Raw genomic sequence first — 25,730 nt, forward strand, 5'->3', positions numbered from 1 at the left:
CCAGCGGTTTCGTACTCAACGTGGGCGGTGTTGATGGTGATGCCGCGTGCTTTTTCTTCTGGTGCAGCGTCGATCTGGTCGTAGGCTTTCGCTTCGCCACCGAATTTCTTCGACAGAACGGTTGCGATTGCAGCGGTCAGGGTGGTCTTGCCGTGGTCAACGTGACCAATGGTGCCGACGTTGACGTGCGGCTTGGTCCGCTCGAATTTCTCTTTTGCCATTTTAGACTCCTAACAATGTGGGGATGATTGCCCGGGCCTACGCCCGACTGCTGACTTAATACGATGCGTACTATGTGTTTTTTGCTGACGGGGCCGAGCCGGAGGTACCACCAAAGCTCAGCCGATACTGCCTACTGCGAATTCTGGTGCCCTTTACGTGGATTGAACACGTGGCCTCTCCCTTACCAAGGGAGTGCTCTACCACTGAGCTAAAAGGGCTGATTGGGTACTGCTTTATTGTGTACTACGGTGATGCCCGTCTTGCGCATCGGCATTGCAACAACACTGGAGCGGGTGAAGGGAATCGAACCCTCGTCGTAAGCTTGGAAGGCTTCTGCTCTACCATTGAGCTACACCCGCGAGGTATCGTTCATTTCACTTACTAACAGTCTCACTGCAACAACTTGGTGGAGGGGGCTGGATTCGAACCAGCGTACTCATAGAGAACGGATTTACAGTCCGTCGCCTTTAACCACTCGGCCACCCCTCCGCGAGGAACCGCAGAGTATGAAGCAACTTCTTCGACCTGTCAACCGCATCTGACATTATTTCGTGTCGTCGCAATTAACTGTCTGCTTCGGGGCGAGATTGTAACTGCCCGAACTGCAAAAGTGCAAGTGTTGTTTTCAGGTTTTATTTTCTGCCGATATCGTGCCCCGCCCGGCCGCTGCCGACGGCTGCCCGATGGCCGGATCGCGCTCGACCAGATCGAACAGCGCCGCCACCACTTCGGGATCGAACTGGGCGCCGGAACGCTCGCCGATGTAGGCCATCACCGCGCTGTGCGGCCAGGGTTCCTTGTAGGGCCGCCGGTGCAGCAGCGCGTCGAACACGTCCACCACCGCCACCACGCGCGCCGCGAACGGAATCGCGCGGCCCTTCAGACCGAGCGGGTAACCGCTGCCGTCGAAGTGTTCATGGTGGCTGCCGGCGATCTGGGCGCCGTAGGTCAGGTAGCTCACGCCATCGACCATATTGGCCGCGCGTTCGAGGATGGCCTGCCCCACCCCGGCATGCTCGCGCATGCGCGCACTTTCTTCGGGCGTGTGCGGACCGGGCTTGAGCAGGATGGCGTCCGGCGTGGCCACCTTGCCGACGTCGTGCAGGATGCTGGCCATGCCGATCATTTCCAGCAGCTCCGGCGTGATCTCGTCGGCATACGCGCCGCGCTCGGCCACGCGGGCGGCCAGCGCCGTGGACAGCTGCTGGACCCGGTGCACATGGCCGCCCGTGGTGTCGTCGCGGAACTCGGCCAGGTCGGCCAGCGCCACCACGGTGGCTTCCTGCGCCTTGCGCAGCTGGCCGAACATGTACAGGTTGTCGAAGGCGGCCGCGATGCGCTGGCAGAACAGCTCCAGCAGGTCGCGCTGGATCTGCGCCAGCGGCCACGGCGGCGTGACGGAGATGGCCACCTCGCGGTTTTCCAGCGTGTGGATGAACAGTACATTGGCCGGGTGGTCGAACTGGCTTTTCTTTTCAGCAAAAGCCTTGGCGATGGTCGGCCACAGGGGGTGATCGGACGGCATGGCCTCGTTGCCGGCCAGCGCTGCATAGCTGCCGGTGGCAGCCACCACGCTGGTGGCGCCGGTGCCGCCCTGCATCAGGCACAGCACGCCATCGGCGCCGACGTCGAGGATGGCGCTGACCTGGTTCAGCACGCCGGAGGCGAATTCGCGCAGCGAATGGATCTGGTACAGATTGGTGGCCCCCGACAGGATCTTGCCCAGCCCGGCGCGGCTGCGCTCGAGCATGGTCAGGCTCTCGTAGGCGCGCAGCGACGAGATCACCGTGGTGAACAGCTTCTGCGTGGTCAGCTCGGTCTTGGCCTTGTAGTCGTTGATGTCGTATTCGATGATCACGCGCTGCTCGGGCGCCTGGCCCGGCTGGCCAGTGCGCAGCACCACGCGCACGCTCTGGTTGTCGAGTTCCTCGCGGATGCGGCGCGCCAGGATCAGCCCGGCGTCATCGGTTTCCATCACCACGTCGAGCAGCACCAGCGCGATGTCGGGCGTGTCGCGCAGGACCTCGTAGCCTTCGCGCCCGCTGTAGGCCGAGAACAGTTCGAGCTCGCGCCCCTTGAAGCTGACGTTGCGCAGCGCCAGCCGCGTTACCGCGTGCACATCGACATCGTCATCGACGATCAGCACCCGCCAGCGGCGCTGGTCCGGCGCGCCGCCCGCCGACGCAGGAAGCTCCTCGTCTTCCTCGATCAGCCAGTCTTCCTCGGTGGCGTGGGAATCGGTCATGCGGCCTGTCTCCTGGTGAGTCACACTACGCTGTCCCCCGGCCGCACTGCGGCTGGTGTTGCCTAGCATAATCAGAATCCCTGATGGTAGCAAGCGCAACAGGGCCAGCCGCAGCGGCATGCAACAGCTGCGCTGCCGGGCCGGACAGTAGCGGGATCGGGGTGCTACAGCAGCGAGGAGGAACGCGGATGGGCGTCGGCCGCACGGCTCGGTGCGGCCGCGCAGGAGGCACTGCTGTCGAGGTTCTGGTAGCGGATTTCGTAGCGGCCATTGGCCAGCTGATCGACCATGTAACGGTCGTGCGCCTGCACATAGGCGTAACGCACGTTGGCGCGGCGGTCGACGTCGTACACCTTGATGAACACGGGCGAGGCATTGTTGGCGTTGTCGAGCATCAGCTGCATGTCGTCGCCCCGGTTGCCGACCGAAAAACCTTCGAGATAGCCGGACTGGCGCGGCCACGGTTCGCCATTGGGCGCCAGCAGCGTGGCCGCGCGCACGCCGGTGTCGTTGTTATCGCAGTCGCCGCTGGGCAGCACCACCTGCGACATGGCCACCACCTTGATCCCGGCCGGCCGCTCCGCCGCGCCGCTGCGGTCGCCGGCGACCAGGCTGCCGCGCAACGCGCGCAGTTCGCGCTGTTCGCTGTCCTGGTGCGCCGCCTCGGACGCGGCAGCGCGCGCCTGCGAGATGCCCGGCGGCGCGTGACCGCCCCAGGCCTTGTCGAGCCAGTTCGGCTCGGCCGTGATGGCGCCGCCTATCCAGCCCACCGCCAGCGATCCGAACAGCGACACGCCCCACTTCCAGCGCGCCGCCAGCTTGCGCTTGCGCGGCGCCCGCTCGACCGTTTCCGGCGCCCAGCGTTCGCTGTCCGGGCGGCCCTTGTCGGCGCGATGATCTTCGTGGCGGGTACTTTCGACCCAGTCCACTTCCCATTCCTCGGCCGCGATCCACTCGTCGTGCTCCTTGCGGCGCTGCGGGTCGGACAGGGTGGTGTAGGCGCCATTGACGATGGCCATGATGCGGGCGGCTTTTTCGTCGCCCGGGTTCTTGTCCGGATGGTATTTCTGGCTGAGCGCCTTGTACGCCGCACGGATGACTTCCTGCGGCGCCATCCGCGACACTTTCAGATTGTCATAGTGAGTATGTACTTTGCCCATCTGTGCAATTGCTGGCCGAAACGGCGCAAGGAAGTTGACGTCGACGATGATCGCGCATCGACGCTGAATCGTTCATGATAGCCGATCTTGCGCCGCGCACCCCGCCCAACGGGGACAGAGAACAAAAGTACAAGCTTGCCTGATCGATCATCGTGTATTTTTAGCCACACCGCCATCATAGCCGATGGCTGCGGTCCTGCGCGGTGATGGCGGCCGGCAGCGTCACGTTCCTGCCGATCGCCAGTACCTTGAACAGTTCGCCCATCTCGGCCGGCGACACCAGCTTGTGCACCGCCTTCGATTGCGGGATGTAGGCCGCTGCCTGGTCCGGGTCGGTGCGCAGCAGCAGTTCGCCGATGCCGGCGCCGAGCAGGAAACCGGCCTGGTTGAAGTAGCCGAGGATGTCGATGCCGGCATCCTGCGCCGCCAGTGCCATCGCCGTGAAATCGACGTGAGCCGTGATGTCCTGCAGGCCCGGGTGGAAGAACGGCTCGGCGTGGGCGTGGTGGCGGTAGTGGCACATCAGGGTGCCGCTGGCGCGCAGGTCCAGGTAAAACTCGTGCGCCGGGAAACCGTAGTCGAACAGGAAGGCGGCATTGGCGCCCCCGGCCAGCAGCATGCGGCTCAGGCTGGCCATGAAGGCGCAGGCCACGCCGTGCACCTCGGTCACGTAACCGACCGGCAGCTCGTCGTGGTGGGCGATCTGGCGCTGCACCTGGGCCAGCAGGTCGGCGCCGAGCGGCGCTTCCAGGTAGGCCAGGCGTCCGCCATCGACCGTCACCTGCAGTTCGCGCCAGCCGTCCGGATGCTTGGTCACCAGGTGCACCGGCATCGCATCGAGCACCTCGTTGCCGAACACCACGCCGTCGAATGCCGGCGGCATGGCGTCGAGCCACTCCACCTGCGCAAAGTCGCGCAGCGTGTGCTGCTGGCGCGCGCGCAGTTCGCCCGACAGTTCGACGATCTGGTAGCGCGCGACATGGACGCCGGCGGCCGCCAGTTCGGTCAGGATGTCGAATGCCAGCTTGCCGGTGCCGGCGCCGAATTCGAGGATGTACGGCGCGCTTTGGGCGATAATAGCGGCTGCCACCTGGGCCAGGGTCGCGCCGAACAGCGGTGTGAGCTCGGGCGCGGTGGTGAAATCGCCATCTTTTCCCAGCTTGGCGGAGCCGCCGCTGTAGTAGCCCAGGCCGGGCGCATACAGGGCCAGCTCCATGTAGCGGGCAAAGGAAATGGCGCCTGCGCTGCGTTCGATGTCGGCGGCGATCAGGTGCTGCAGGGCGTGGGACGCGGCCAGCGCGTCGCGAGAAGGTTCGGGTAGGGACATCCCGGCATTGTAACGTGTAGCGAATCATCAAACGATCAGACCAGCATGACAACCATGGCATCCTCCCCCGCTCCCATCGCTCTCGTGACCGGCGCCGCGCGCCGCCTGGGCCGCGCCATCGCCCTCGGGCTGGCGCGCGCCGGCTGGGACGTGGCCGTCCACTACCGCGGCTCGCAAGCGGAAGCGCTGGCAACGGCCGCCGACATCACCGCGCTGGGCCGGCGCGCCGTCACGCTGCGCTGCGACCTGGCCGACGAAGCTGCCGTGCGCGCGCTGCTGCCGCAGGCCGTGGCCGCCCTGGGTCCGGTGCGCTGCGTGGTCAACAACGCTTCGCTGTTCGACTACGACAGCGCCGAAGATTTTACGGTGGCCCGGCTCGACGCCCACATGCACGCCAACGTCGCCGCGCCGGTGCTGCTGGCGCAGGCGCTGCATGCGCACACGCCGGACAGCGCGCCGGCCGGCCAGGCCGTGGTGATCAACCTGCTGGACCAGAAACTGTACAATCTCAACCCCGACTTTTTGTCGTACACGCTGTCCAAGGCGGCGCTGCACACGGCCACCACCATGCTGGCGCAGCAGCTGGCGCCCAGGCTGCGGGTGGTGGGCGTAGCGCCCGGCATCACCATGGTGTCCGGCGACCAGACCGAGGACGGTTTCAAGACCGCCCACCAGCAAACGCCGCTGGGCCGTTCGAGCACACCCGAGGACATCGCCGACAGCGTGGTCTATGCAGCGTCGGCGCGCGCCCTGACCGGCACCACGCTGGTCGTCGATGGCGGCCAGCACCTGGTGCCGCTGCCGCGCGACGTGATGTTCGTGGCCAAATAATTTAGAACGTAGATACACCCTCAATCGAAAAAAGGTAACGCCCATGTTGTCCTCCCTGATGCACCCCAGTCTGACCGACTGCCGCCGCCTGTTCCTGCGCAATTACGAAGTGATGATCAACATCGGCGTGTACGAGTTCGAGAAAAAGGGCGAGCAGCGCCTGCTGATCAATGTCGCCCTGTACATCCCGCTGGCGGAATCGACGCCGTCGCACGACCAGCTCGAGGAAGTGGTCGATTACGATTTCATCCGCGACACCATCGCCGCCCTGATGGCGCGCGGTCACGTGCAGCTGCAGGAAACCCTGTGCGACGACATCGTGCGCGCCATGCTGGCCCACCCGCGCGTGCGCGCAGCCAACGTGTCCACCATGAAGCCGGACGTGTACCCGGACTGCGAAGGCGTGGGCGTGGAAGTGTTCAAGATCAAGGAGGCAGCATGAACGCGGTCATCGATTCCGTCGACCAGGCGGCCGGCAAGGCGGCTGACAAGGTCGCCTACGAGAACAACAAGCTGCACAAGCGCCTGTGCCGGCTGGTGGGCCAGGCCATCGGCGACTTCAACATGATCGAAGAAGGCGACAAGGTGATGGTGTGCCTGTCCGGCGGCAAGGACAGCTACGCCCTGCTCGACATCCTGATGACGCTGCGCGAACGGGCGCCGATCCACTTCGAGATCGTCGCCGTCAACCTGGACCAGAAGCAGCCCAACTTCCCCGACCACATCCTGCCGGCCTACCTGGAACAGCTGGGCGTTGCGTACCACATCGAAAACCAGGACACCTACAGCATCGTCAAGCGCCTGATCCCCGAGGGTAAAACCACGTGTTCGCTGTGCTCGCGCCTGCGCCGCGGCATCCTGTACCGCGTGGCCGACGAACTGGGCGCCACCAAGATCGCGCTCGGCCACCACCGCGACGACATCCTCGAAACCTTTTTCCTCAATATGTTCTTCGGCGGGAAGCTCAAGGGCATGCCGGCCAAGCTGATGTCCGACGACGGCAAGCACATGGTGATCCGCCCGCTGGCCTATGTGAAGGAAGAAGACACCGAGCGCTATGCTGCAGTGAAGGGTTTCCCCATCATTCCGTGCGACCTGTGCGGCTCGCAGGAAAACCTGCAGCGCAAGCAGATCAAGGCCATGATGCGCGACTGGGAAAAGAAATTCCCGGGCCGCGTGGAGAGCATCTTCTCGTCGCTGTCCACGGTGGTACCGTCGCACCTGATGGACCGCGACCTGTTCGGCTTCACCGACCTGCAGGCCGACGGGCAAGCCAATCCGCTCGGCGACATCGCCTTCGACGAGGAACCGTGTGCGACGCCGACCACGGGCGCGGGCGTCATCTCGCTGCAGCGCGGCGACTGACGTACGTAACTGCGCCGTCATTGCCGCCTGTGCGGCGATAACGGCGCAGGCGTTCAATAGGTGAGCGCCGTACGCATGACCGGATACAGGTTGTAGCGCTCATCCCACGATGCGTGGCGGCGCGCGAAGAATTCCAGGCGCGCCTGCGGGCTCTTGTTGAAATCGGCGTCGGTGTCGAGCTGCTTGCGGAACGCTGCGCGCAGCGCCGGGTCGGCTGCGAGCTGTGCGCGCGCTACGTCCTCGGCGACGTAATCCTCCATGTATTCCTTGCGCTCGAACCAGTTGTTGAATTCGCCCCAGGCCAGCAGCGAATCGGGGCCGCGCGGCTCGAGCAACGTCATCACCAGCTGCGCCTTCGGCTGCGCGATCGGCACGAACAGCGCGCCCTTGCTCACGCTGCGCCGCTCGCGCGCCCACTGCCCGTCCACCGCCAGCGTCTGGTGGCCTTCGAACGATTTGGCGCCGAACGTGGTTTTGGTAGCGCGGAAGGTTTCCACGTCGGCCGCCATGGCGTCGGCGTCCAGCACCTTGTACGTGATGCCATGCTGTTTCAGCTTGGCCGCCACGCGCGCCGCTTCGGCCAGCGGCACCAGGTAGCCGCCCTGCGGCGCAGCCACCGTCAGTTCCGGCACGATCTCGTCGCGCAGCGGCACGGTCCAGGTTTGCGGCCGGGTCTCATCGTACTGCGTCATCAGGGCGCCCGAGATGTCCGAATGGCCGCGCGTGTAGGCATAGCCGGGGAAATCGATGGTCTTGGCGTTGAAGGTGGTGCGGTAAGTGAGCGTGAAGTCAGCGCCGCCCATGGCGCTGGCGCGGGCATCGGCTTCCTGCGCGATCCTGCTCCAGTCCTTGCCATGCTGGGCCACCTGCGACAGCAGCGAGACGATGGTGTTGCGCGTGATGCGCACGCGGGTCGGGTAGTCCTTCCACGAATGGGTTTCCACCAGCACGCCGAAGCGGTTGCGCATGACGAAGTAGCCGTGCGAGAAGCGCGGCGTGGGCATGCTGTCGACGAAGCCCGACATCGGATCGTCTTCCTTGGCGAACGAGATGTAATACGGCTTGGGATCGGAACCCTGGGCCTTCAGATCGGCCAGTATTCCTTGTTGCAGGGCGCTGCCGGCCGCGCGCAGCGGCACGTCGCCGCCATGCACGGGTTCGACCTGGATCGAGATATCGGGCTGGAACTTGGCGCCGTCGGTCACGTGCAGGTCCACGTAGGCCAGTGGGTCCCAGGCGTTCACCAGCGCCAGCATGGCCTGCATCTCGGTGGTGTCCGCCTTCACGTAATCGCGGTTGAGATTGTAGTTCTGGGCCGTGGTGCGCCAGCCCATTTCCACCGGACCGCGCTGGTTCGGTCGGTTGTAGCGGCCGAAGCGCTCGTGGCCATCGACGTTGAACACGGGGACGAACAGCAGCACCTGGCGCTCGAGCGCACCGGGCGCAGCGCGGTTTTCCAGCGCCTCGCGCAGGGCCAGGAAGCCGGCATCCTTGCCGTCGATCTCGCCGGCGTGGATGCCGCCCTGGATCAACAGCACCGGCACGCCCTTCTTCTTCGCCTGTTCCGCCGTCAGGGCGCCGGTGCGGGTGACAGCCAGCGCCAGCATCGGCCGGTTTTCCGGCGTGCGGCCGAATTCGAAGCAGCGCACCTGTTTCGGATACGCTTTCTGGAAGCGCGCGCAAAGGTCCACCACCTCGGCATAGCGGCCGGTGCTCTGGAAGCCCGAGCGTTCGGCAACGGTGGTCAGCGCCGGCGACGCGGCGGCAGGTACTGCCGGCGCTGCACCGGCCGAGCTGGCGGCCAGCGCGGCAAGCAGCGCAGACGTGGTGAGAGTGGTGGCGAGGGTGGTAGGGAGGGTGGTGGCAGCTGAGGCGGAAAACGCGGCGGCGAAGCGGATCATGAAGGGCTTCCAGGTGGGCCGACGCCGGGGCGGCGTCGCAACCTGAAAATTATAATCCGCTTCGGTGCCGGCAAGCTATCGCAGGATGGCCGCTTCCTTGACCGCTGGGCGCACCAGTTTCAGCGGCCGCGACACGCCGGCAGCGAACGTGGACGCGGTGGCGGGACAGAAGCCGTTGGCGCGGTAGCTGAGCGCCGCCGACAACATGCCTTCGCTGCTGTCGCCCACGGGGCGCGAGAGGTCGTCACTGACGCGGCAGGTTGGCTGGAAGCCGTCGGCGTAATCGCCGAAGCCCTTGTTGTTCACCCCTTGGAACTGGATCGCGAAATAGGTGGTGCCGCAGTTGTCCTCGGGGTAGAAGCCATAGGGCTTGCCGCAGGTCTGGCCACCGACCAGGTTCACCTCCACGTCAACGCCGCGCAAGCCGTTGACCACCGCCTCGCTGGCCGAGCAGGTGTCGGCCGTGGTCAGCATGGTCACCCGTTTCAGTCCCAGGTAAGGCAGCGCGGTGCCGGCCGCCGTCGGCGCCGGCGACGCCAGGCCCGAGGCAGTGGACAGGAAGCCGAGCGGCGCCTGCGGTGCTGTCTTGTCGTTGAACTGCGTGCGCTCGAACACCTTGCCGCTGGTCGGGGTCGGGCCGGCGATCATGTAGGCCAGTTCGCTGGCGAGGTTGAGGAAACCGCCGCCGTTGTAGCGCATGTCGAGCACCACGTCGGTGACGTTGGCAGCCTTGAGGGTGTTGATGGCGGCGATCAGCTGGGTTTCGGCAACCGCGTTATGGTCGTTGAACAGCAGGTAGCCGACCTTGCCGGTCGCGGTGTCGATGACCTTGACGTTGGACACCGGCTGCAGCGACAGCTGGGTGGCGGTCAGCTGCACGCTGACGGCAGCGCCGTTGCGATCGAGCGCGAAGCGGTGCACGCTGCCCGCCGCCTCGGGGAACAGGCCGGCGTTGAGCGCATCGGTGCCGGCCTGCGAGGTATCGCCGATCGACACGCCGTCCACCGTCTGCAGCGTATCGCCACGCTGCACGCCGGCCACGGCGGCCGGCGAACCCGGCTCCACCAGCGCGACGCGCCACAGGCGCGGCACGACGCCGGCCGCGCTGGAGGACCAGGTGATGCCGTAGCTCAGTTCCACGCCGCTGTTGGACATAGCGTCCCACGCATCGGTGGCATAGGTGAAGTGGAACTGGTCCTTGGGACGGCCCGAGGCCGTGATGGCGGGCGTCTTGAGCACGCTGAAATAGTCGACCGGATTGCTGTAGCTGGCCATGTTCAGGCCGGTCGGCACTTCGCGGTACCACAGATAGGTCTCGTCGATGAACGACCGCACCCATTTCAGTTCGTCGCTCAGGCTGCCCTGGCGGTCGGTAAAGCGCACGCCGGTCGCCGAGGTGCCGCTGCGCGGACGCTGGCACGCGCCGGCCAGCTTGACGTAGTCGCTGCGGGTGTCGGTGGCGCCGGCGGCGCCACTGCCGGTGCTGGCGCTTGCGGTGGCGCCGGCAGAACCGCCGCCACCGCCGCAGCCGGACAACACGGCAGCGGCAACCAGCGCGGGCATGAAAGCAAGATAAATTTTAGTGTTCATGCGAAAGATTATAGCTGGCGGCCCCTGCCTTCGTTCACATAAAAGCTACTTTATTTTGTAACGTCCGCCGAGCGGCAGCTGTCACGCCAGGTCGGGATCGCTGGCCACGACCTGCGCCAGCCATGCCGCAAACACGCTCACCCGGGGCGACGCCATGCGGCCCTGCGGATACAGCAGCGACACCGGCATCGGCGCCGGCGGCGTGGCCGCCAGCACCTCGACCAGCGCGCCGCTGGCCAGGTGCTCGCGCACCTGGTAGCGCGCGGCCTGGATCAGGCCCATGCCCTGCAGGGCGCAACTGATATAGGCATCCGGCTCGTTGACGGCGATCGCACCGCGCATCGGCACCACCACGGGGCGGCCATCGACCATGAAATCCCAGTCGAACACGCGCCCGGTGCGGCCCGAAAAATGCAGCACGCCGCGGTGGCCGGGCAGGTCGTCGATGGTTTGCGGCGCCCCGTGCTGCGCCAGGTACCACGGCGAGGCGCAGGTCAGAAAGGCCATGCTGCCCAGGCGCCGTCCCACCAGCGACGAATCCTGCAGGGCGCCCACGCGCAACGTGCAGTCGAGGCCCTCCTGGGTCAGGTCCACCACGCGCTCGGTCATGCTGATCATCAGCTCGATCTCGGGATAGGTGCGGGAAAACGCGGCGATGCGCGGCATGACCAGGTGGCGGCCCACCGCACCCGGCAAATCGACGCGCAGCTTGCCGCGCGGGCGCTGCAGCTGCTGGCCGCGAAACGTGCTTTCGGCGTCTTCCACTGCCACCAGGATGTCCAGGCACTTCTTGAAATAGTCGGCGCCGTCCGCTGTGAGCGAGAGCCGGCGCGTGGTCCGGTGCAGCAGACGGGTGCCGAGAAAGGCTTCGAGCTTGTTGATGGTGGCCGTGAGCGCCGCGCGCGGCAGGTCGAGCGTGGCGGCAGCCTTGGTGTAACTGCCGGCTTCGACGATGCGCACAAAGGTCTGCATGGCCTTCAGTCTGTCCATGATTGTTCACATTAAATGAATGGTGTATGACCATTATGCCCTGATTATCTAGGGCCACAATCGGCCTACACTGGCCCCATCGTCATCTCCACGGGAGTCCGTCATGCAGCACACCGAACCACACGACATCAGCCCCGGCATGGTCATGCTGCTGGCTGCGGCCTCGGGCCTGATCGTCGCCAACCTGTACTACGCCCAGACCCTGGTCGGTCCGATCAGCGCCGCCACCGGGCTGTCGGCCGGCGCGGCGGGGCTGATCGTCACCCTGACCCAGATCGGTTACACCCTCGGCCTGCTGTTCATCGTGCCGCTGGGCGATCTGCTGGAAAACCGGCGCCTGATCGTCACCGGCCTGTTGTTCACCTCGGCCATGCTGGTGAGCGCGGCAGTCAGTACCAGCGCCTGGCTGTTCCTGGTTGCCGCACTGGGCATCGGTCTCGGTTCGGTGGCGGCGCAGATCATCGTGCCGTTTGCCGCCCACCTGTCCAAGGAAGCGACGCGCGGTCACACGGTGGGCAAGGTGGTCAGCGGCCTGCTGCTGGGGATCATGCTGGCGCGCCCGGTCGCCAGCCTGGTGGCGGACGCCAGCAACTGGCACGTGGTGTTCGGCGGCGCTGCGCTGCTGGTGCTGCTGCTGGCCATAGTGCTGCGCGCCAGGCTGCCCGCGCGCATGCCGGTCACGACCATCAGCTATCCCGCGCTGCTGGCGTCGCTGTGGCACCTGGTTGCGACCACGCCCGTGCTGCGCCGCCGCGCGGCCTACCACGCCGGCCTGTTCGGTTCGTTCAGCCTGTTCTGGACGGTGGCTCCGCTGATGCTGGCCGGCCCGCAGTTTCACCTGTCGCAAACCGGCATTGCCATCTTTGCGCTGGTCGGCATGGCCGGCGCCGTGGCCTCGCCGATCGCCGGCCGCCTGGCCGACGCCGGCAACACCCTGATGGCCACTGCGGCGGCACTGGCGCTGGGCGTGATCGCGTTTGCGCTGCCGCTGCTGGCGCCGGAATCTTCGACCATGCGCCACGTGGCGCTGGGCATGCTGGTGGTGGCGTCCATCGTGCTGGACATGGGCGTGGCGGCCAACCTGGTGCTGGGCCAGCGCGCCATCTTCACGCTGGGCGCCCACGTGCGCAGCCGCCTCAATGGCGTGTACTTCGCGCTGTTCTTTGCCGGCGGCGCGCTCGGCTCGGCCCTCGGCGGCTGGGTGTACGCCGCCCACGGCTGGCATGCGGCGCTGCTGACCGGGATGGCGTTTCCCGGCCTGGCGCTGGTGTACTGGGCGACCGAGTATGCCGCCCACGCCACCAGCGTGCGCCGCGCCCTGCCCTGACCGTTTAGGGTCAGAAGTGGTAGTTCACTTCCAGCCAGCCCTGGCGGCCGGCAGGGCTGTAGTTGCCGATCGCGTAGTACGGCCAGCCATCGCTGTCATCGTGCTTGACCTTGTTGAACAGGTTGTTCACGGCCACCGACACCGTGGTGCGCTGGTTCAGGCGGTACACGATGCTGGCGTTGACCAGCACGGTCGGCGTCAGGTAGGCGTCGGAGGCGGCATTGGGCACCTTGCCGTAGCGCTGCAGCAGCAGCGTGTTGGACCAGTCGCCCTGGTTCCAGGCCAGGCTCAGATTGAGCTTGTCGCGCCAGTCGTGGTTCTGCAGGTCGGCCTTGTCGTCGATGAGCGGATCGCCGGCGAACTGGCGCGAGTGCTTGTCGAGCGTCTTCGAGTAGTTGACGCGCGTGGTGAACACGCCGAAATCCCGGGTGCGCAAGGCGTAGCGGCCGCTGATGTCGATGCCGTCGACGCTGGTGGTGGCGGCGTTGATCGGATTGACCCGAATGGTGTTGATCTCGCCCGGCTTGTTCAGCGCCGTCAGCGGATTGCGCACGATGCGGGCGATGGTGTCGGCGCAGGTGGGCGAAGTCAGGTCGCCGGCCAGGCGGCAGGCCGATTCGTCGCGCAGCAGCTTGTCGGCGTTCAGGTTGGTCACCAGGTCGCTGATCTTGATGTTCCAGTAGTCGAGCGTGACATCGAAGTCCGCGCTCGGCGACCACACCAGGCCCAGCCCGGTCGAGCGGCCTTTTTCGGAGCGCAGGTCGCGGCTGCCGGTCTGCACGTAGTCGGCGCCCGGCGCGTATTTGCAGGCCGCTGCCGGCTGGCCGGCCTGGGCGCAGCGGTAGTAGTCGGTGGTGGACTCGTAATAGCCGGTGCCGCGTGCCTTGTAGATGTAATTCATGTCGGGGGCGCGGAAGCTGGTGCCGTAGGTGGCGCGCACCAGCAGCTGCCTGGCCGGGCGCCATTCGATGCCGCCGTTGTAGGTGGCCTTGCCGTCATGGCGGTCGGCGAAGCTGTAGCGGTCGTAACGGCCGGCCAGCGTGGCCGTCAGCGTCTCGACAAGCGGGATGTTCGCTTCCAGGCCCAGCGCAGCGCGCTCACGGGTACCGGACGTGACATCGGAGCCGGCCAGGTTGAAGTAACCCTGGTTCAGGCGGCTGTCGGGACGGTTCGAGAAACCCTGCTTGCCCACTTCGGCCACCGTGGCCAGGCGCACCGGCCCGGCCGGCAGCGTGAACGCCTCGCCGTTGGCCGACAGGCTCACGGTATTGGTCCACGACTTGTCGTTGCTGACTGCGGTGCCGTAGATGCTGTTAAATTCCGTGGGGGTTAAGCGCTGCGCCAGGCGTGCCGCATCGGGCGCAAAGATGGCCACGCCGTTGGCATCGGTGCCCTGCTGCGGCCCGAGGAAGAAGCTGTCGATGGTGGACAGCGCGCGCGGGGTAAAGCTCTGGCTTTTGTACAGCGACGCCGTGTAGCCGGCCTCGTACTGCCAGCCGGTACTGGCGATGTCGCCGCGCGCGCCCAGCGACAGCGACGTGGCCTGGTCGTCCCAGCGGCGGTTGAAGCGCGCCACGCCGCCCATTTCCTCGGGCGAGATGTAGCGGTTCCAGTTTTCGTAGCTGCCACTGTTCTGGTTCAGGAAAGCCTTGTCGGTCAGCGAGCGCGATTCCCAGATCGGGCCGCGCGTGTTGTTGATGCTGCGGTTCTGGCCGAACAGCGCTTCGGCAAACAACGTGGTGGTCGGCGAGAGCGCGTAGTTGGCGCCGCCGAACACGTTCTGGCTGCTGTTTTTGGTCTGCGTGGTCCAGTAGGTCGGGCGCACCTTCTCGCTGCCGCAATAGCTGCCGCTGCTGCCGGTGCGCTTGACGGTGCTGCCGCCGAACAGGTCGCCGAGGCTGGTGCAGGTGTCGCCCGGATCGACATAGCGGCCGGTGCCCAGGTCGCGCCGGCCCAGCACCGAGGTGAACGTGCCGCGGTTGACGCTCATGAAGTCGCGGTCCGCACTCCAGAGCGGATCGCGTTCGAGCAGCTCCACGCTGAACAGCGTATCGAGCTTGCCGAAGGTCTGGCCGCCGGAAAACTGCAGGCGCTGGTTAGCGCCGCCGCCGCGCGACGTGCCGCCGGCCTTGAGGTTGATGTCGTAACCGTCATACCGCTTTTTCAGGATGATGTTGACCACGCCGGCAATCGCATCCGAGCCGTAGATGGCCGAGGCGCCGCCGCTGAGGATCTCGATGCGCTCGACCACGCTCGACGGGATATTGGCCAGGTTGGTGAAGTTGACGGCGCCGTCATAGGCGACCGGGAAGTCGGCCATGCGGCGGCCGTTGAGCAGCACCAGCGTGTGGTTGGGACCGAGGCCGCGCAGGCTGATGGCGTTGGCCGAGGGCGTGAACGTGTTGCCGTAGTCGGCGCCCTGGGTAAAGCCGCTGTTTTGCGACTGGTTCGACAGCGCGTCGTACACATTGGTGTACCCCTGCTTGGTCAGGTCGGCCGCCGTGATCACGGTCACGGCCGACGGTCCTTCGAGGCTGGCGCGCGGAATGCGCGAGCCGGTGACGACGACGGCGGTCGGTGCGGCTGTCGGCTGGGGCTGGGGGGTGTCCTGGGCCAGGGCCAGCGACGGGCCGGCAGCGCTGCACAGCAGCGCGATGGCGCCGGCCGCCAGCGGCGTCAATCGGAATTTTATGGTCATTGAGGTGTCCGGTGAGCAAAAAGGCAAGGGGCGGAACTTTACCAAAATTTACTTTATCGGTGAAATAACGAATTCGTCCAAGCTTATGCATAAATCGGCTGGCGCTGGTGTGGGCGATGGCCGCTCCGTTTGAGGCAGGTCGAGGGAAGCGCGAACTGCGCTGCTACCGTGGTGGCTCCCCCCTCACTTCGCTGGTAAATCATGACACGGTCGCTGCACGACGATTTACGACAGCTGGGCATCGCGCCCGGCGACACGGTGCTGGCGCGCGCCGCCTACCGCGCCATCGGCCGCCCCGGCGCAGGCGGCGGCGACTTCCTGGCCGCCCTGTTAGCGCTGCTGGGCGAGGACGGCACCGTCGCCTGCCTCGCGTACACGAAAGGCGGCTGGCTGTGGCAGGCCGGCCGCCTGGCGCCGTTCACGCCGGCCACGCCGTCGTACGCGGGCGCCCTGCCCAACGCCATGCTGGCCCACCCGGGCGCGCACCGCAGCGCCCACCCGCAATGCTCGATCGTCGCCATCGGCCGCCATGCGCGCGCGCTCACGGACGGCCACGGCCCGCACGACGGCGCCTACGAACCGATACGCAAGCTGATCGCCCTGGACGCGAAGATGCTGGTGGCCGGCTGCGTGGACAGCAACCCGGGCTTTACCACCACCCACCTGGCCGAGGTGGACCTGGGCCTGCACCGGCGCCGCATCGGCCGCTGGCTGTCGGTCAGCCGCTACCTCGACAGCGACGGCCGGGTGCAGCTGTTCCACCGGCGCGATCCCGGCTGCTGCTCGCACGCGTACTGGAAGCTTTACGCCGCCTATGTCCGGCACGGCGTGCTGACGACGGGACGGGTCGGTAACGCTTACGCCATCTGCGCGCCGGCCGCGTCGTGCTACGCGATCGAAAAAGCCATCCTGGCGCGCGACAGCCGCTTCAATCTGTGCGATTCGCCCGACTGCCTGACCTGCAATGCGCTGCGCTGGGACCGCGTGCACCGCTGGCCGCTGTGGGTGTGGCGGCGGCTGCACCGTGCAGCAGCGGCCTGATACCGGAGGCGTGATGGATACCATCGAGATTGCCATCCCGGCCTGGTGCCGCCAGCCGGCGCACTGGGTGCTGCACTGGCTGTTTGACGAGGTGCTGGGCCTGCCGGCACTCTACCGCACACACGACAGCGAACAGATCGAGATCCGCTGGCGCGGCCGGGTGCTGACGCTGGAAAACGACTTTTTCCGGCGCCACCTGCCCGTCTGGCGCCAGGAGGGCGCACTGCTGATCGATCCGCCAAGCCAGTGGGTCGATGTGGCCGCCACGCTTGCCGTGCCGCTGGAGCGGCCGTCGATCCCGGTGCTGTGGGGCGCACCGGGCCTGGTGGCCACGCCGCACGGCGCACACCTCAAGCTCGACGTGGTGGGTTCGATCTTTTTTATGCTGGCGCGCTACGAGGAAGTGATCGACGCCGCACGCGACCGGTACGACCGCTTTCCCGCCAGCGCCGCGCTGGCGGTGCAGCGCGGCTTCCTGCAGCGGCCCCTGGTCGATGAATACACCGACATCCTGTGGGCGGCGCTGCGCAGCGTCTGGCCCGGCCTGACGCGCAAGGCCGTCGCCGGCATGATGCGCGTCAGTTGCGATGTCGACGAACCGTACGAGCGCTGGATCCGCAACCCGTGGCGGCTAGCGCAGGGCGTGGCGGGCGCACTGCTGCGCAAGCGCTCACCCGGCACCGCCGCCACCCGCCTGCAGAACGCCTGGCGCAGCCGCCGCGGCGACTACCGCCACGATCCGCACTGGACCTTCGACTGGTACATGACGCAGCTGGAGGAAACGGGCAACCGCGGCGCGTTCTATTTCATCGCCACGCCGGGACGCACGCGCTACGACTGCGCGTACGCGCTGGAAGAGCCGAGAATGCAGCAGCTGCTGGCGCAGATCGCCGCGCGCGGCCACGAGATCGGCCTGCACGGCAGTTTCAATACCTACCGCGACGGCGCGCAACTGGCTGCCGAACGCCAGCGCCTGCGCGCGGCCTGTATCACGGCGCTCGCTGATGCAGGATCGAGAGCAGGAGCAGCTGCAGTCGCGACGGCTGCCACGGCAATGGCGACGGCGGCAGTACCGGCAGCGACGGCCGCCGTGCGCGGCAACCGTCAGCATTACCTGCGCTGGGACACCGCCGTGACGCCCGACCTGCTGGCGCAGGCCGGCTTCGATTATGACGCCAGCGGCGGTTTTCCGTACGATCCCGGTTTCCGCCATGGCACGGCGCGCGAATTTCCGATGTGGAGCTGGCAAAAACAAGGGCCGCTGCGCTTGCGGCAACGGCCCCTGATGCTGATGGAGGCCGCAGTGCTGTCCGGCCCTGCCGACGCAGCGCTGGCAACCATGGTCAGCCTGAAACGCACCGCGCTGCGCTACGGCGACTTCAATCTGCTATGGCACAACTCGCGCTTCACGGCGCCGGGCGACCGCGCGCTGTTCCGGCAGATCCTTGACGCATGAGCGTCGGTGCGCCCGGGCACCGGCGGGCGCGCAACCACGCTGCGCACGCCGAACGCTCGGAGGGCACGGAGGGCGCGGCCAGCCTCACCCACGTGGCACGGCATTGCAGCGCCGCCGCTGACCCCTGCACCGCCGTCAGGCCACGCTGGCCTGACGGACCAGCTCGACGACATTGTTCGCCGGCCGGTCGAAGGCAGCGATCAGGTCCGCCTCCTTCTGCTTGGCCGCCTTCAGGTGACGTTCCTTGACGTGGCCGTAACCGCGGATATCCTCGGGGATGCTGGCAATCGCCACGGCCTGCGCCAGATTGTCTGCCGTCAGCCTGGGCAGCAGCGCGCGCACCGTCTCGCGGTATTGCCCGATCAGGGCGCGCTCGGTCTTGCGCTCTTCCGTGTAGCCGAAGATGTCGAGCGCCGTGCCGCGCAAGCCTTTCAGCTTGGCCAGCACGCCGAAGGCCTTCATCATCCACGGGCCGAACTCCTTTTTCACCAGCTGGCCGCTGGCGTCGCGCTTGGCCATGATCGGTGGCGCCAGGTGGAACTTGAGCGTGACATCACCCTCGAACATGGCCGCGATCTTGTTCTGGAACGCGCCGTCGGTGTACAGCCGCGCCACCTCGTACTCGTCCTTGTAGGCCATCAGCTTGTAGTGGTAGCGCGCCACGGCGTCGGTCAGGCGCGTGCCCTTGCCCAGCCTGGCCTCGGCAGCGCGCACCTCGTCCACCAGCGCCAGGTACTGCTGCGCATAGGCGACGTTCTGGTAGGCGGTCAGCAGCTCCATGCGCTTGCCGATGATGTCGTCGAGCGTCTGGTTGCGCTTGAATTCGATCACCTTGGCCGGCGCCGTCAGGCGGGTAACCGAGGCCAGGTCGTGGGCAGCCGTGCGGCCCCAGGTAAACGCCGCCTGGTTGAATGCCACCGAGACACCATTGAGTTCGATGGCGCGCACGATCGACGCTTCCGACAGCGGCACGTGGCCCTTCTGGAAGGCGTAGCCGAGCATGAACATATTGGTGGCGATCGAGTCGCCCATCAGCGCGGTGGCGATCTGGCCGGCATCGACGAAATCGGCCATGTGCTCGCCGCAGGCGCGCACGATCTCGCTGCGCGAGCCGGCGTCCGGGAACTGCCAGTCCGGGTTCTTGACGAACGCCGCAGTCGACGAACCGGTGGAATTGATCATCGCGTGGGTGCGTCCCTCGCCCATGCGCGATAATGCGTCGCGGCTGGCCGTGACGATCAGGTCGCAGCCGATCACCAGGTCGGCGCTGCCGGTGCCCACGCGGGTCGAATGCAGGTCGGCCTGGCGGTCGGCCAGGCGCACGTGCGACATCACCGGACCGCCCTTCTGTGCCAGCCCGCTCATGTCGAGCACGATGGCGCCCTTGCCCTCCACGTGCGCGGCCACGGCCAGGATCTGGCCCACCGTCACCACGCCGGTGCCGCCGATGCCGGTGATCAGGATGCCGTACGGCTGCGCGGTCGAGGGCAGCACCGGCGCCGGCAGCACGGCAGCCGGCGCCGCCTTGCCATCCTGGCCGGCAGCGGCCTTCTTCGGCTTTTTCAGCGCGCCGCCTTCCACCGTCACAAAGCTCGGGCAGAAACCGGTGGTGCATGAAAAATCCTTGTTGCACGAGGACTGGTTGATCTGGCGCTTGCGCCCCAGCTCCGTTTCCAGCGGCTCCACCGACAGGCAGTTCGACTGCACCGAGCAGTCGCCGCAGCCTTCGCACACGGCCTCGTTGATCACGGCGCGCTTGGCCGGGTCCGGGTACTCGTTGCGTTTGCGGCGGCGGCGTTTTTCGGACGCACAGGTCTGGTCGTAGATCATGGCCGACACGCCAGGCTGGTCGCGCAGCTCGCGCTGCACGTCCATCAGTTCCGAGCGGTGGCGCACGGTCACGCCTTCGGCCCAGTTGTAATCGGCCGGGTATTTATCGGGTTCGTCGGTGACGACGATAATGGGCTTGACGCCTTCGGCAGCGATCTGGCGCGAGATCATGCCCGGGTCGAGCGGACCGTCGAACGACTGGCCGCCGGTCATGGCCACGGCGTCGTTGAACAGGATCTTGTAGGTGATGTTGACCTTGGCGGCAACGGCCGCGCGGATCGCCAGGATGCCGGAGTGGAAATAGGTGCCGTCACCGAGGTTGGTAAACACGTGCTTCTCGTTGGTGAACGGCGCCTGCCCGACCCAGGTCACGCCCTCGGCGCCCATGTGGGTAAACGTGGACGTCTCGCGGTCCATCCACAGCACCATGTAGTGGCAGCCGATGCCGGCCAGCGCGCGCGAACCTTCCGGCACCTTGGTCGAGCTGTTGTGCGGGCAGCCGGAGCAGAAGAACGGCGTGCGGTCGGTTTGCGGATTCGGTTTCGCCGGCAGCGTGGTCAGCGCCAGTTCCTTCGCTTCCAGAAAGGCGATGCGCTGCTTGACCCGTTCGGCCACCGGGTGGCCGTCGCAGTAGTGGGCGATGCGCGAGGCGATGGCGCGCGCGATCTGCGCCGGATTGAGTTCGTAGGTGGCCGGCAGCAGCCAGTCGCCGTGGCCGGTCTTGCCCTTGTTGCTCCACTCGCCCGTGTCGTCGAACTTGCCGACCACGCGCGGGCGCTGGCCGTCGGGCAGGTTGTACAGTTCTTCCTTGAGCGCGTATTCGAGGATTTGCCGCTTTTCCTCGACCACCAGGATTTCGTCGAGGCCCTTGGCAAATTCGTGCACGCCGTCCGCTTCCAGCGGCCAGGTCATGCCGATCTTGTACAGGCGGATGCCGATGTCGGCGGCGGCCTGCTCGTCGATGCCGAGATCGGCCAGCGCCTGGCGCGTGTCGAGGTAGGATTTACCGGCCGTGATGATGCCGATCTTCGGCGTCGGGCTGTCCCAGATGATTTTATTGAGCTTGTTGGCGCGGCAGTACGCGAGCGCGGCATACCACTTGTAGCTGTTCATCCGCACTTCCATGTCGAGCACGGTGTCGGGCCAGCGGATATTGAGGCCGCCGGCCGGCAGTTCGAAGTCGGTCGGCAGCTCGATCTGGACGCGGTCCGGGTCGAAATCGACCACCGCGCCCGACTCGATGATGTCGGTCACGCATTTCATCGACACCCACAGCCCCGTGTAGCGGCTCATGGCCCAGGCATGCAGGCCATAGTCGATGTATTCCTGCACCGAGGACGGGTACAGCACCGGGATGCCGCAGGCGTTGAGGATGTGGTCCGACTGGTGCGCGGTGGACGAGGATTTGGCCGCATGGTCGTCGCCGGCCAGCACCAGCACGCCGCCGTGCTGCGCCGAGCCGGCATTGTTGGCGTGCTTGAAGACGTCGCCGCAGCGGTCGACGCCCGGGCCTTTGCCGTACCACATGCTGAACACGCCGTCGTACTTGGCGTCCTCGAACAGGTTGGTCTGCTGGGTGCCCCAGACGGCGGTGGCGGCCAGGTCCTCGTTCATCCCGGGATGGAACTTGACATGGTGGGCGTCCAGGTATTTCTTGGCCTTCATGGCGGTCATGTCGACGCTGGTGACCGGCGAGCCGCGGTAGCCGGTGATGTAGCCGGCCGTGTTGAGGCCGGCCTTGAGATCGCGTTCGCGCTGCATCATCGGCAGGCGGATCAGGGCCTGGGTGCCGGTCATGAAAGCGCGGCCGCGTTCGAGCGTCCACTTGTCGTCGAGCGAAAATTCGGCAGCCGGCGCGTCGGGCGACATGGCCGGGTCCAGCAGCAAACCCTTGTGAGGTGCGTTCATTGTTTTGTCTCCACTATTCTTGCAGTGCGCGCCTCGTGAGCGCGCACGGAATGTGTTGCAGTTGCGATGGCCGGCGCGCCGCTCTGCGGGGCGCTGCCGGCAGCGACGATGCTACGCGGTCGGGGTCAGCACGCCGCGCTTGATCTGATCGAGCTCGATCGATTCGAACAGCGCGCGGAAATTGCCCTCGCCGAAACCCTGGTCGCCCTTGCGCTGGATGATCTCGAAGAAGATCGGTCCGATCACGTTTTGCGTGAAAATCTGCAGCAGCAGCTCGCGCTCGGTCTCGTTGCTCTGGCCGTCGATCAGGATGCGCAGGCGGCGCAGGTCTTCGAGCCGTTCACCGTGGCTCGGCAGACGGCGGTTGACCAGCTCGTAATACGTGTCGATGGTGTCCTGGAAAGCGATGCCGTCCTGCTTCATGCCTTCGACCGAGGTATAGATATCGTCGGTGCCGAGCGCGATGTGCTGGATGCCCTCGCCCTGGTACTGGTCCAGGTATTCGGCGATCTGCGACTTGTCGTCCGACGATTCGTTGATCGGAATGCGCACCTTGCCGCATGGCGAGGTCATGGCCTTGGACTTCAAGCCCGTGTGCTTGCCCTCGATATCGAAGTAGCGCACCTCGCGGAAGTTGAACATCTTCTCGTAGAAGTCGGCCCACTCCTTCATGCGGCCGCGGTGGACGTTGTTGGTCAGGTGGTCGATATAGGTCAGACCATGACCGACCGGATTGGCCTCGGCGCCCGGAATGGCGACGAAATCGACATCGTAGATGCTGATGTCGCCGATCGCGCCCTGTTCGTTGCCGTTTTTGCCGCGCCAGCGGTCGACCAGGTAGATCAGCGAATCGCCGACGCCCTTGATGGCCGGGATATTGAGTTCCATCGGGCCGGTGCGGTTGTCGAAGCCCCAGGCGCCCTGCTCGAGCGCGCGGCGGTAGGCAGACGCGGCATCCTTGACGCGGATGGCGATCGCGCACACGGACGGACCGTGCTGGCGCGCGAAGCGCTGGGCGAACGAATCCTGCTCGGCATTGATGAGGAAGTTGATGTCGCCCTGGCGGTACAGCGTGACATGCTTGTGACGGTGGCGGGCGATGGCGGTAAAGCCCATGCGCTCGAACAGGGCGCCGAGCGCCTGCGGGTCCGGCGCGGCATACTCGACGAACTCGAATCCGTCGGTGCCCATCGGGTTGTCCCATGGCTGGAATTGCATTTGATCTCCTGAGTGTTGTTATGCGAATTTATCGCCCAGTATAGACCTGCCATCCCGGCATTAAATTGCAAACAATTCCCCGGCTGCGCGAATCTGCGCAATAATATTGCCTTTGCACTGATTTATTGAGGTATTTATGACCAAAGTTGCGCTGGACAAAACCGACCGCAAGATTCTGTCCATTCTGCAGGCCGACGGCCGGCTATCCAACCAGGACGTGGCCGAGATGGTGGCGCTGTCGCCGTCGCCGTGCCTGCGCCGCATCAAGCGGCTCGAGGAGGCCGGCGTGATCCGCCAGTACGTGGCGCTGCTGGACCCGGACAAGATCGGCCTGGGCCTGCTGGCCTATGTGAACGTCCGGCTGGAAAAGCACAGCGACGCCGCTGCCCACAGCAATGCCCGCGCGCTCGGTGCGCCGAACGCGCCGCCGTCGCCGCGCGCCGATTTCGCCGAATCGGTCGGGCAGTGGCCGGAAGTGGTGGCCTGCTATGCGATGACGGGGGAAATGGACTACCTGTTGCGCGTGCACGTCGAAGACATGGAGCACTTCTCGCGCTTCATGATGGCCACCCTGCTGCGCCACCCGGCGGTGCTCGACGTCAAATCGAGCTTCGCCCTGCAGCGCATCAAGGACACCACCGCCCTGCCGCTGACCGACCAGCCCTAGCAGCAGCGGCTACGGGAAGTGGCGGTTCAGGTGCGCCAGGAAGGGCTCGGCCTTCATGAAGCCGATCACGCGGCTGGCCGGCACTTCCTTGCCATCCTTGAACAGGATCAGGCCCGGCGGTCCGAACAGGCCGAAGCGCTTCATCAGCGCCTTGTCGTCGGCATTATTGGCCGTCACGTCCACCTGCAGCAGGGTGATCTGCCCCATCTTGGTCGCCACCGCCGGCTGCGAGAACGTGAAGCGCTCCATCTCCTTGCACGACACGCACCAGTCGGCGTAGAAGTCCAGCATCACCGGGGTCCTGGTGGTGGCCAGGACCCGGTCCAGTTCCGCCACGGTCTTGATGCGGGTGAAATGCGCCTCGCCGGCATCGGCGCCGGCAGCCTCCCCGGCGACCCGCTTGCCGCCGGCAACCAGGTGGCCCAGCGGCTGCAGCACGTCGCGGCCACCGCTGGCGGCGCCCGCCAGTTCCAGCACGCCCACCAGCAGCAGTGCCATGCCCACGGTCTTGCCGAGGTAGGTCCCCAGGCCGGCGCCCTTGGCCACCGGTTCGAACACGTTCAGGAATGCTGCGCACAGCAGCGCAAACACGCCCCACAGCAGCATGCCGGTGGCGGCCGAGAATACCGGCGTCACCATCCAGACGGCGGTGCCGATCAATAACAGCCCGAACAGCTTTTTCACCCCGTTCATCCAGCCGCCGGCGCGCGGCAGCAGGCTGCCGGCCGAGATCCCGGTCAGCAGCAGCGGCACGCTCATGCCGGCCGCCATCGAGAACAGCGCCCAGCCGCCGGTCCAGACGTTGCGGGTCTGGCTGATGTAGAGCAGCGCGCCGGCCAGCGGGCCGGCCACGCACGGCCCCACGATCAGGGCCGACAGCGCGCCCATGATGAACACGCCGGCGAATTTGCCGCCGCCCATGCTGCCGCTGGCGGAACTGAGCCGGCTTTGCAGGCTGCTCGGCAGCTGCAGCTGGTACACATCGAACATCGACAGCGACAGCAGCAGCAGCAGCGCGCCAAAGGTCAGCAGCACGCCCGGCTTCTGCAGCGCCGCCGCCAGGCCTTCGCCGGCCAGGCCTGCCGCCACGCCCAGCGAGGTATACACCAGCGCCATGCCCAGGCTGTAGGCCAGCGCCAGCGCGAACCCGCGGCCGCGCGACGGCGTGCCTTCACCGACGATGATCGACGACAGGATCGGCACCATCGGCAGCACGCACGGTGTAAACGACAGCAGCAGGCCGAACACCAGGAAGGCCAGGCCGATCTGCAGGGCGCTGCCGCTTTGCAGCGTGCGCTGGGCGATCGAGCTGTCGTCCTCGTGGCCGGCCGGCGCGGACGGCGCTGCAACGGCAGCAGTGCTGGCCGATGCTGCGGCTGCCGCAGCCGCTCCATCAGCTGCCGGCGCAGCAGCGGTAGCACCGGGGGCGGCCGCGTCGCCTGCCAGCGCCGTCAGCGCCCCGGTCCTGGCCGGATCGATGGCGTAGGTGGCCGTGGCCGGCGCATAGCACAGGCCGGCGTCGGCGCAGCCCTGGTAGTTGACGGTCAGCTTGAACGGCCGCTGCGACGTCAGCGGCAGGTTGACCACCAGCTGGTCCTGGTAGGTTTCCATCTCCTTGTTGAAGTTGCTGTCGAACTTGCGGATGCCGTCAGGCAGGCGCGGCGTGGCCAGTTCCACGCCATCGGCCAGGAAGTGCAGCCGTTCGCGGTACAGGTGGTACTGGGGGGCGATCTTCCACGCCAGGCGCACGGTGTGGGGATCGGTCTGGGTGGCGGTCAGCCGGAACGCCTGGTCCGGTTCGAGGAAGTCGGCTGCGCGCGCCGCACTGCTCGCGCCCAGCATCACCGCCAGCATCAGCAGCAGCGCCAGCAGCACCACCGGCATGGTCCGGGCGGCCGTCATCATGGCGGCCGGCAGTTGCATGCGGCGCCACATCGATTGTTGTGTGTTCATG

At 66.4% G+C, this 25,730-nt stretch carries 18 protein-coding genes and 3 tRNA genes; 7 read left to right on the top strand and 14 right to left on the bottom strand.

Annotated features, from left to right (window positions below; genetic code table 11):
• From ASF61_RS18020 to ASF61_RS18050, 7 genes are all read right to left on the bottom strand, one after another.
• A partial coding sequence (locus ASF61_RS18020; protein ID WP_229205914.1) for a GTP-binding protein occupies positions 1-221 on the bottom strand: 221 nt, incomplete at its 3' end.
• Positions 222-365: 144 nt separating this feature from the next.
• Positions 366-440 (bottom strand) — tRNA-Thr (locus ASF61_RS18025).
• 67 nt (positions 441-507) lie between these two features.
• Positions 508-581: transfer RNA gene (locus ASF61_RS18030), tRNA-Gly, on the bottom strand.
• 45 nt (positions 582-626) lie between these two features.
• Positions 627-711: transfer RNA gene (locus ASF61_RS18035), tRNA-Tyr, on the bottom strand.
• A gap of 136 nt (positions 712-847) precedes the next feature.
• On the bottom strand, positions 848-2,467 hold the full coding sequence (locus ASF61_RS18040; protein ID WP_056159011.1) for a DUF3369 domain-containing protein: 1,620 nt from the start codon (positions 2,465-2,467) through the stop codon (positions 848-850).
• Positions 2,468-2,631: 164 nt separating this feature from the next.
• The gene (locus ASF61_RS18045; protein ID WP_056159013.1) at positions 2,632-3,627 is read right to left on the bottom strand and encodes a J domain-containing protein; all 996 of its coding nucleotides are present in this window, start codon (positions 3,625-3,627) and stop codon (positions 2,632-2,634) included.
• Between the two features lie 175 nt (positions 3,628-3,802).
• Complete coding sequence (locus ASF61_RS18050) at positions 3,803-4,954, bottom strand: class I SAM-dependent methyltransferase (RefSeq protein ID WP_056159018.1); 1,152 nt, start codon at positions 4,952-4,954, stop codon at positions 3,803-3,805.
• Positions 4,955-5,008: 54 nt separating this feature from the next.
• On the opposite strand from ASF61_RS18050, the gene ASF61_RS18055 reads away from it, so the two are divergent.
• Genes ASF61_RS18055 through ttcA form a run of 3 tightly spaced genes read left to right on the top strand, consistent with a single transcriptional unit; the run spans position 5,009 to position 7,150 of the window.
• Positions 5,009-5,785, top strand: a complete 777-nt coding sequence (locus tag ASF61_RS18055; RefSeq protein ID WP_373994560.1) for an SDR family oxidoreductase — start codon at positions 5,009-5,011, stop codon at positions 5,783-5,785.
• A 43-nt stretch (positions 5,786-5,828) separates the two neighbouring features.
• Positions 5,829-6,227 (top strand): dihydroneopterin aldolase, encoded by a 399-nt coding sequence (locus ASF61_RS18060; protein ID WP_056159023.1) that lies wholly within the window; start codon positions 5,829-5,831, stop codon positions 6,225-6,227.
• Positions 6,224-7,150 carry a tRNA 2-thiocytidine(32) synthetase TtcA gene (ttcA, locus tag ASF61_RS18065; protein WP_056159027.1) on the top strand — a complete coding sequence of 309 codons (927 nt, stop codon included), beginning with the start codon at positions 6,224-6,226 and terminating at the stop codon, positions 7,148-7,150. The genes ASF61_RS18060 and ttcA overlap by 4 nt, the downstream gene beginning before the upstream one ends.
• A gap of 53 nt (positions 7,151-7,203) precedes the next feature.
• On the opposite strand, the gene ASF61_RS18070 is transcribed toward ttcA, so the two are convergent.
• From ASF61_RS18070 to ASF61_RS18080, 3 genes are all read right to left on the bottom strand, one after another.
• Positions 7,204-9,051 (bottom strand): M14 family zinc carboxypeptidase, encoded by a 1,848-nt coding sequence (locus tag ASF61_RS18070; protein WP_229205915.1) that lies wholly within the window; start codon positions 9,049-9,051, stop codon positions 7,204-7,206.
• A gap of 75 nt (positions 9,052-9,126) precedes the next feature.
• The gene (locus ASF61_RS18075) at positions 9,127-10,641 is read right to left on the bottom strand and encodes a S41 family peptidase (protein ID WP_229205916.1); all 1,515 of its coding nucleotides are present in this window, start codon (positions 10,639-10,641) and stop codon (positions 9,127-9,129) included.
• An 81-nt stretch (positions 10,642-10,722) separates the two neighbouring features.
• Entirely contained in the window at positions 10,723-11,631 is a 909-nt protein-coding gene (locus ASF61_RS18080; protein ID WP_056159032.1) for a LysR family transcriptional regulator, read from the bottom strand.
• Positions 11,632-11,734: 103 nt separating this feature from the next.
• Between ASF61_RS18080 and ASF61_RS18085 the strand changes: the two genes are divergently transcribed.
• On the top strand, positions 11,735-12,958 hold the full coding sequence (locus tag ASF61_RS18085; RefSeq protein ID WP_056159035.1) for an MFS transporter: 1,224 nt from the start codon (positions 11,735-11,737) through the stop codon (positions 12,956-12,958).
• Between the two features lie 10 nt (positions 12,959-12,968).
• Here the strand turns inward: ASF61_RS18085 and ASF61_RS18090 are convergent, their stop codons facing one another.
• Complete coding sequence (locus ASF61_RS18090; protein ID WP_056159038.1) at positions 12,969-15,656, bottom strand: TonB-dependent siderophore receptor; 2,688 nt, start codon at positions 15,654-15,656, stop codon at positions 12,969-12,971.
• 201 nt (positions 15,657-15,857) lie between these two features.
• Here ASF61_RS18090 and ASF61_RS18095 point away from each other — a divergent pair, with 201 nt between their 5' ends.
• Both ASF61_RS18095 and ASF61_RS18100 read left to right on the top strand, forming a co-directional pair.
• On the top strand, positions 15,858-16,697 hold the full coding sequence (locus ASF61_RS18095; RefSeq protein ID WP_056159042.1) for an AAC(3) family N-acetyltransferase: 840 nt from the start codon (positions 15,858-15,860) through the stop codon (positions 16,695-16,697).
• A 13-nt stretch (positions 16,698-16,710) separates the two neighbouring features.
• The gene (locus ASF61_RS18100) at positions 16,711-18,153 is read left to right on the top strand and encodes a polysaccharide deacetylase family protein (protein ID WP_056159045.1); all 1,443 of its coding nucleotides are present in this window, start codon (positions 16,711-16,713) and stop codon (positions 18,151-18,153) included.
• Between the two features lie 135 nt (positions 18,154-18,288).
• Here ASF61_RS18100 and ASF61_RS18105 read toward each other — a convergent pair whose 3' ends face one another.
• Positions 18,289-21,891, bottom strand: coding sequence for an indolepyruvate ferredoxin oxidoreductase family protein (locus ASF61_RS18105; RefSeq protein ID WP_056159048.1), 3,603 nt, complete (start codon positions 21,889-21,891; stop codon positions 18,289-18,291).
• Positions 21,892-22,002: 111 nt separating this feature from the next.
• The gene (gene hppD, locus ASF61_RS18110; protein WP_056159050.1) at positions 22,003-23,109 is read right to left on the bottom strand and encodes a 4-hydroxyphenylpyruvate dioxygenase; all 1,107 of its coding nucleotides are present in this window, start codon (positions 23,107-23,109) and stop codon (positions 22,003-22,005) included.
• Between the two features lie 136 nt (positions 23,110-23,245).
• On the opposite strand from hppD, the gene ASF61_RS18115 reads away from it, so the two are divergent.
• The gene (locus ASF61_RS18115) at positions 23,246-23,776 is read left to right on the top strand and encodes an Lrp/AsnC family transcriptional regulator (RefSeq protein WP_056159053.1); all 531 of its coding nucleotides are present in this window, start codon (positions 23,246-23,248) and stop codon (positions 23,774-23,776) included.
• A 9-nt stretch (positions 23,777-23,785) separates the two neighbouring features.
• Here ASF61_RS18115 and dsbD read toward each other — a convergent pair whose 3' ends face one another.
• Complete coding sequence (gene dsbD / locus ASF61_RS18120; protein ID WP_082491798.1) at positions 23,786-25,729, bottom strand: protein-disulfide reductase DsbD; 1,944 nt, start codon at positions 25,727-25,729, stop codon at positions 23,786-23,788.
• Position 25,730 lies beyond the last annotated feature (1 nt).

It is taken from the genome of Duganella sp. Leaf126, from assembly GCF_001423125.1.
In the GTDB taxonomy this organism is placed as follows: Bacteria; Pseudomonadota; Gammaproteobacteria; order Burkholderiales; family Burkholderiaceae_D; genus Rugamonas.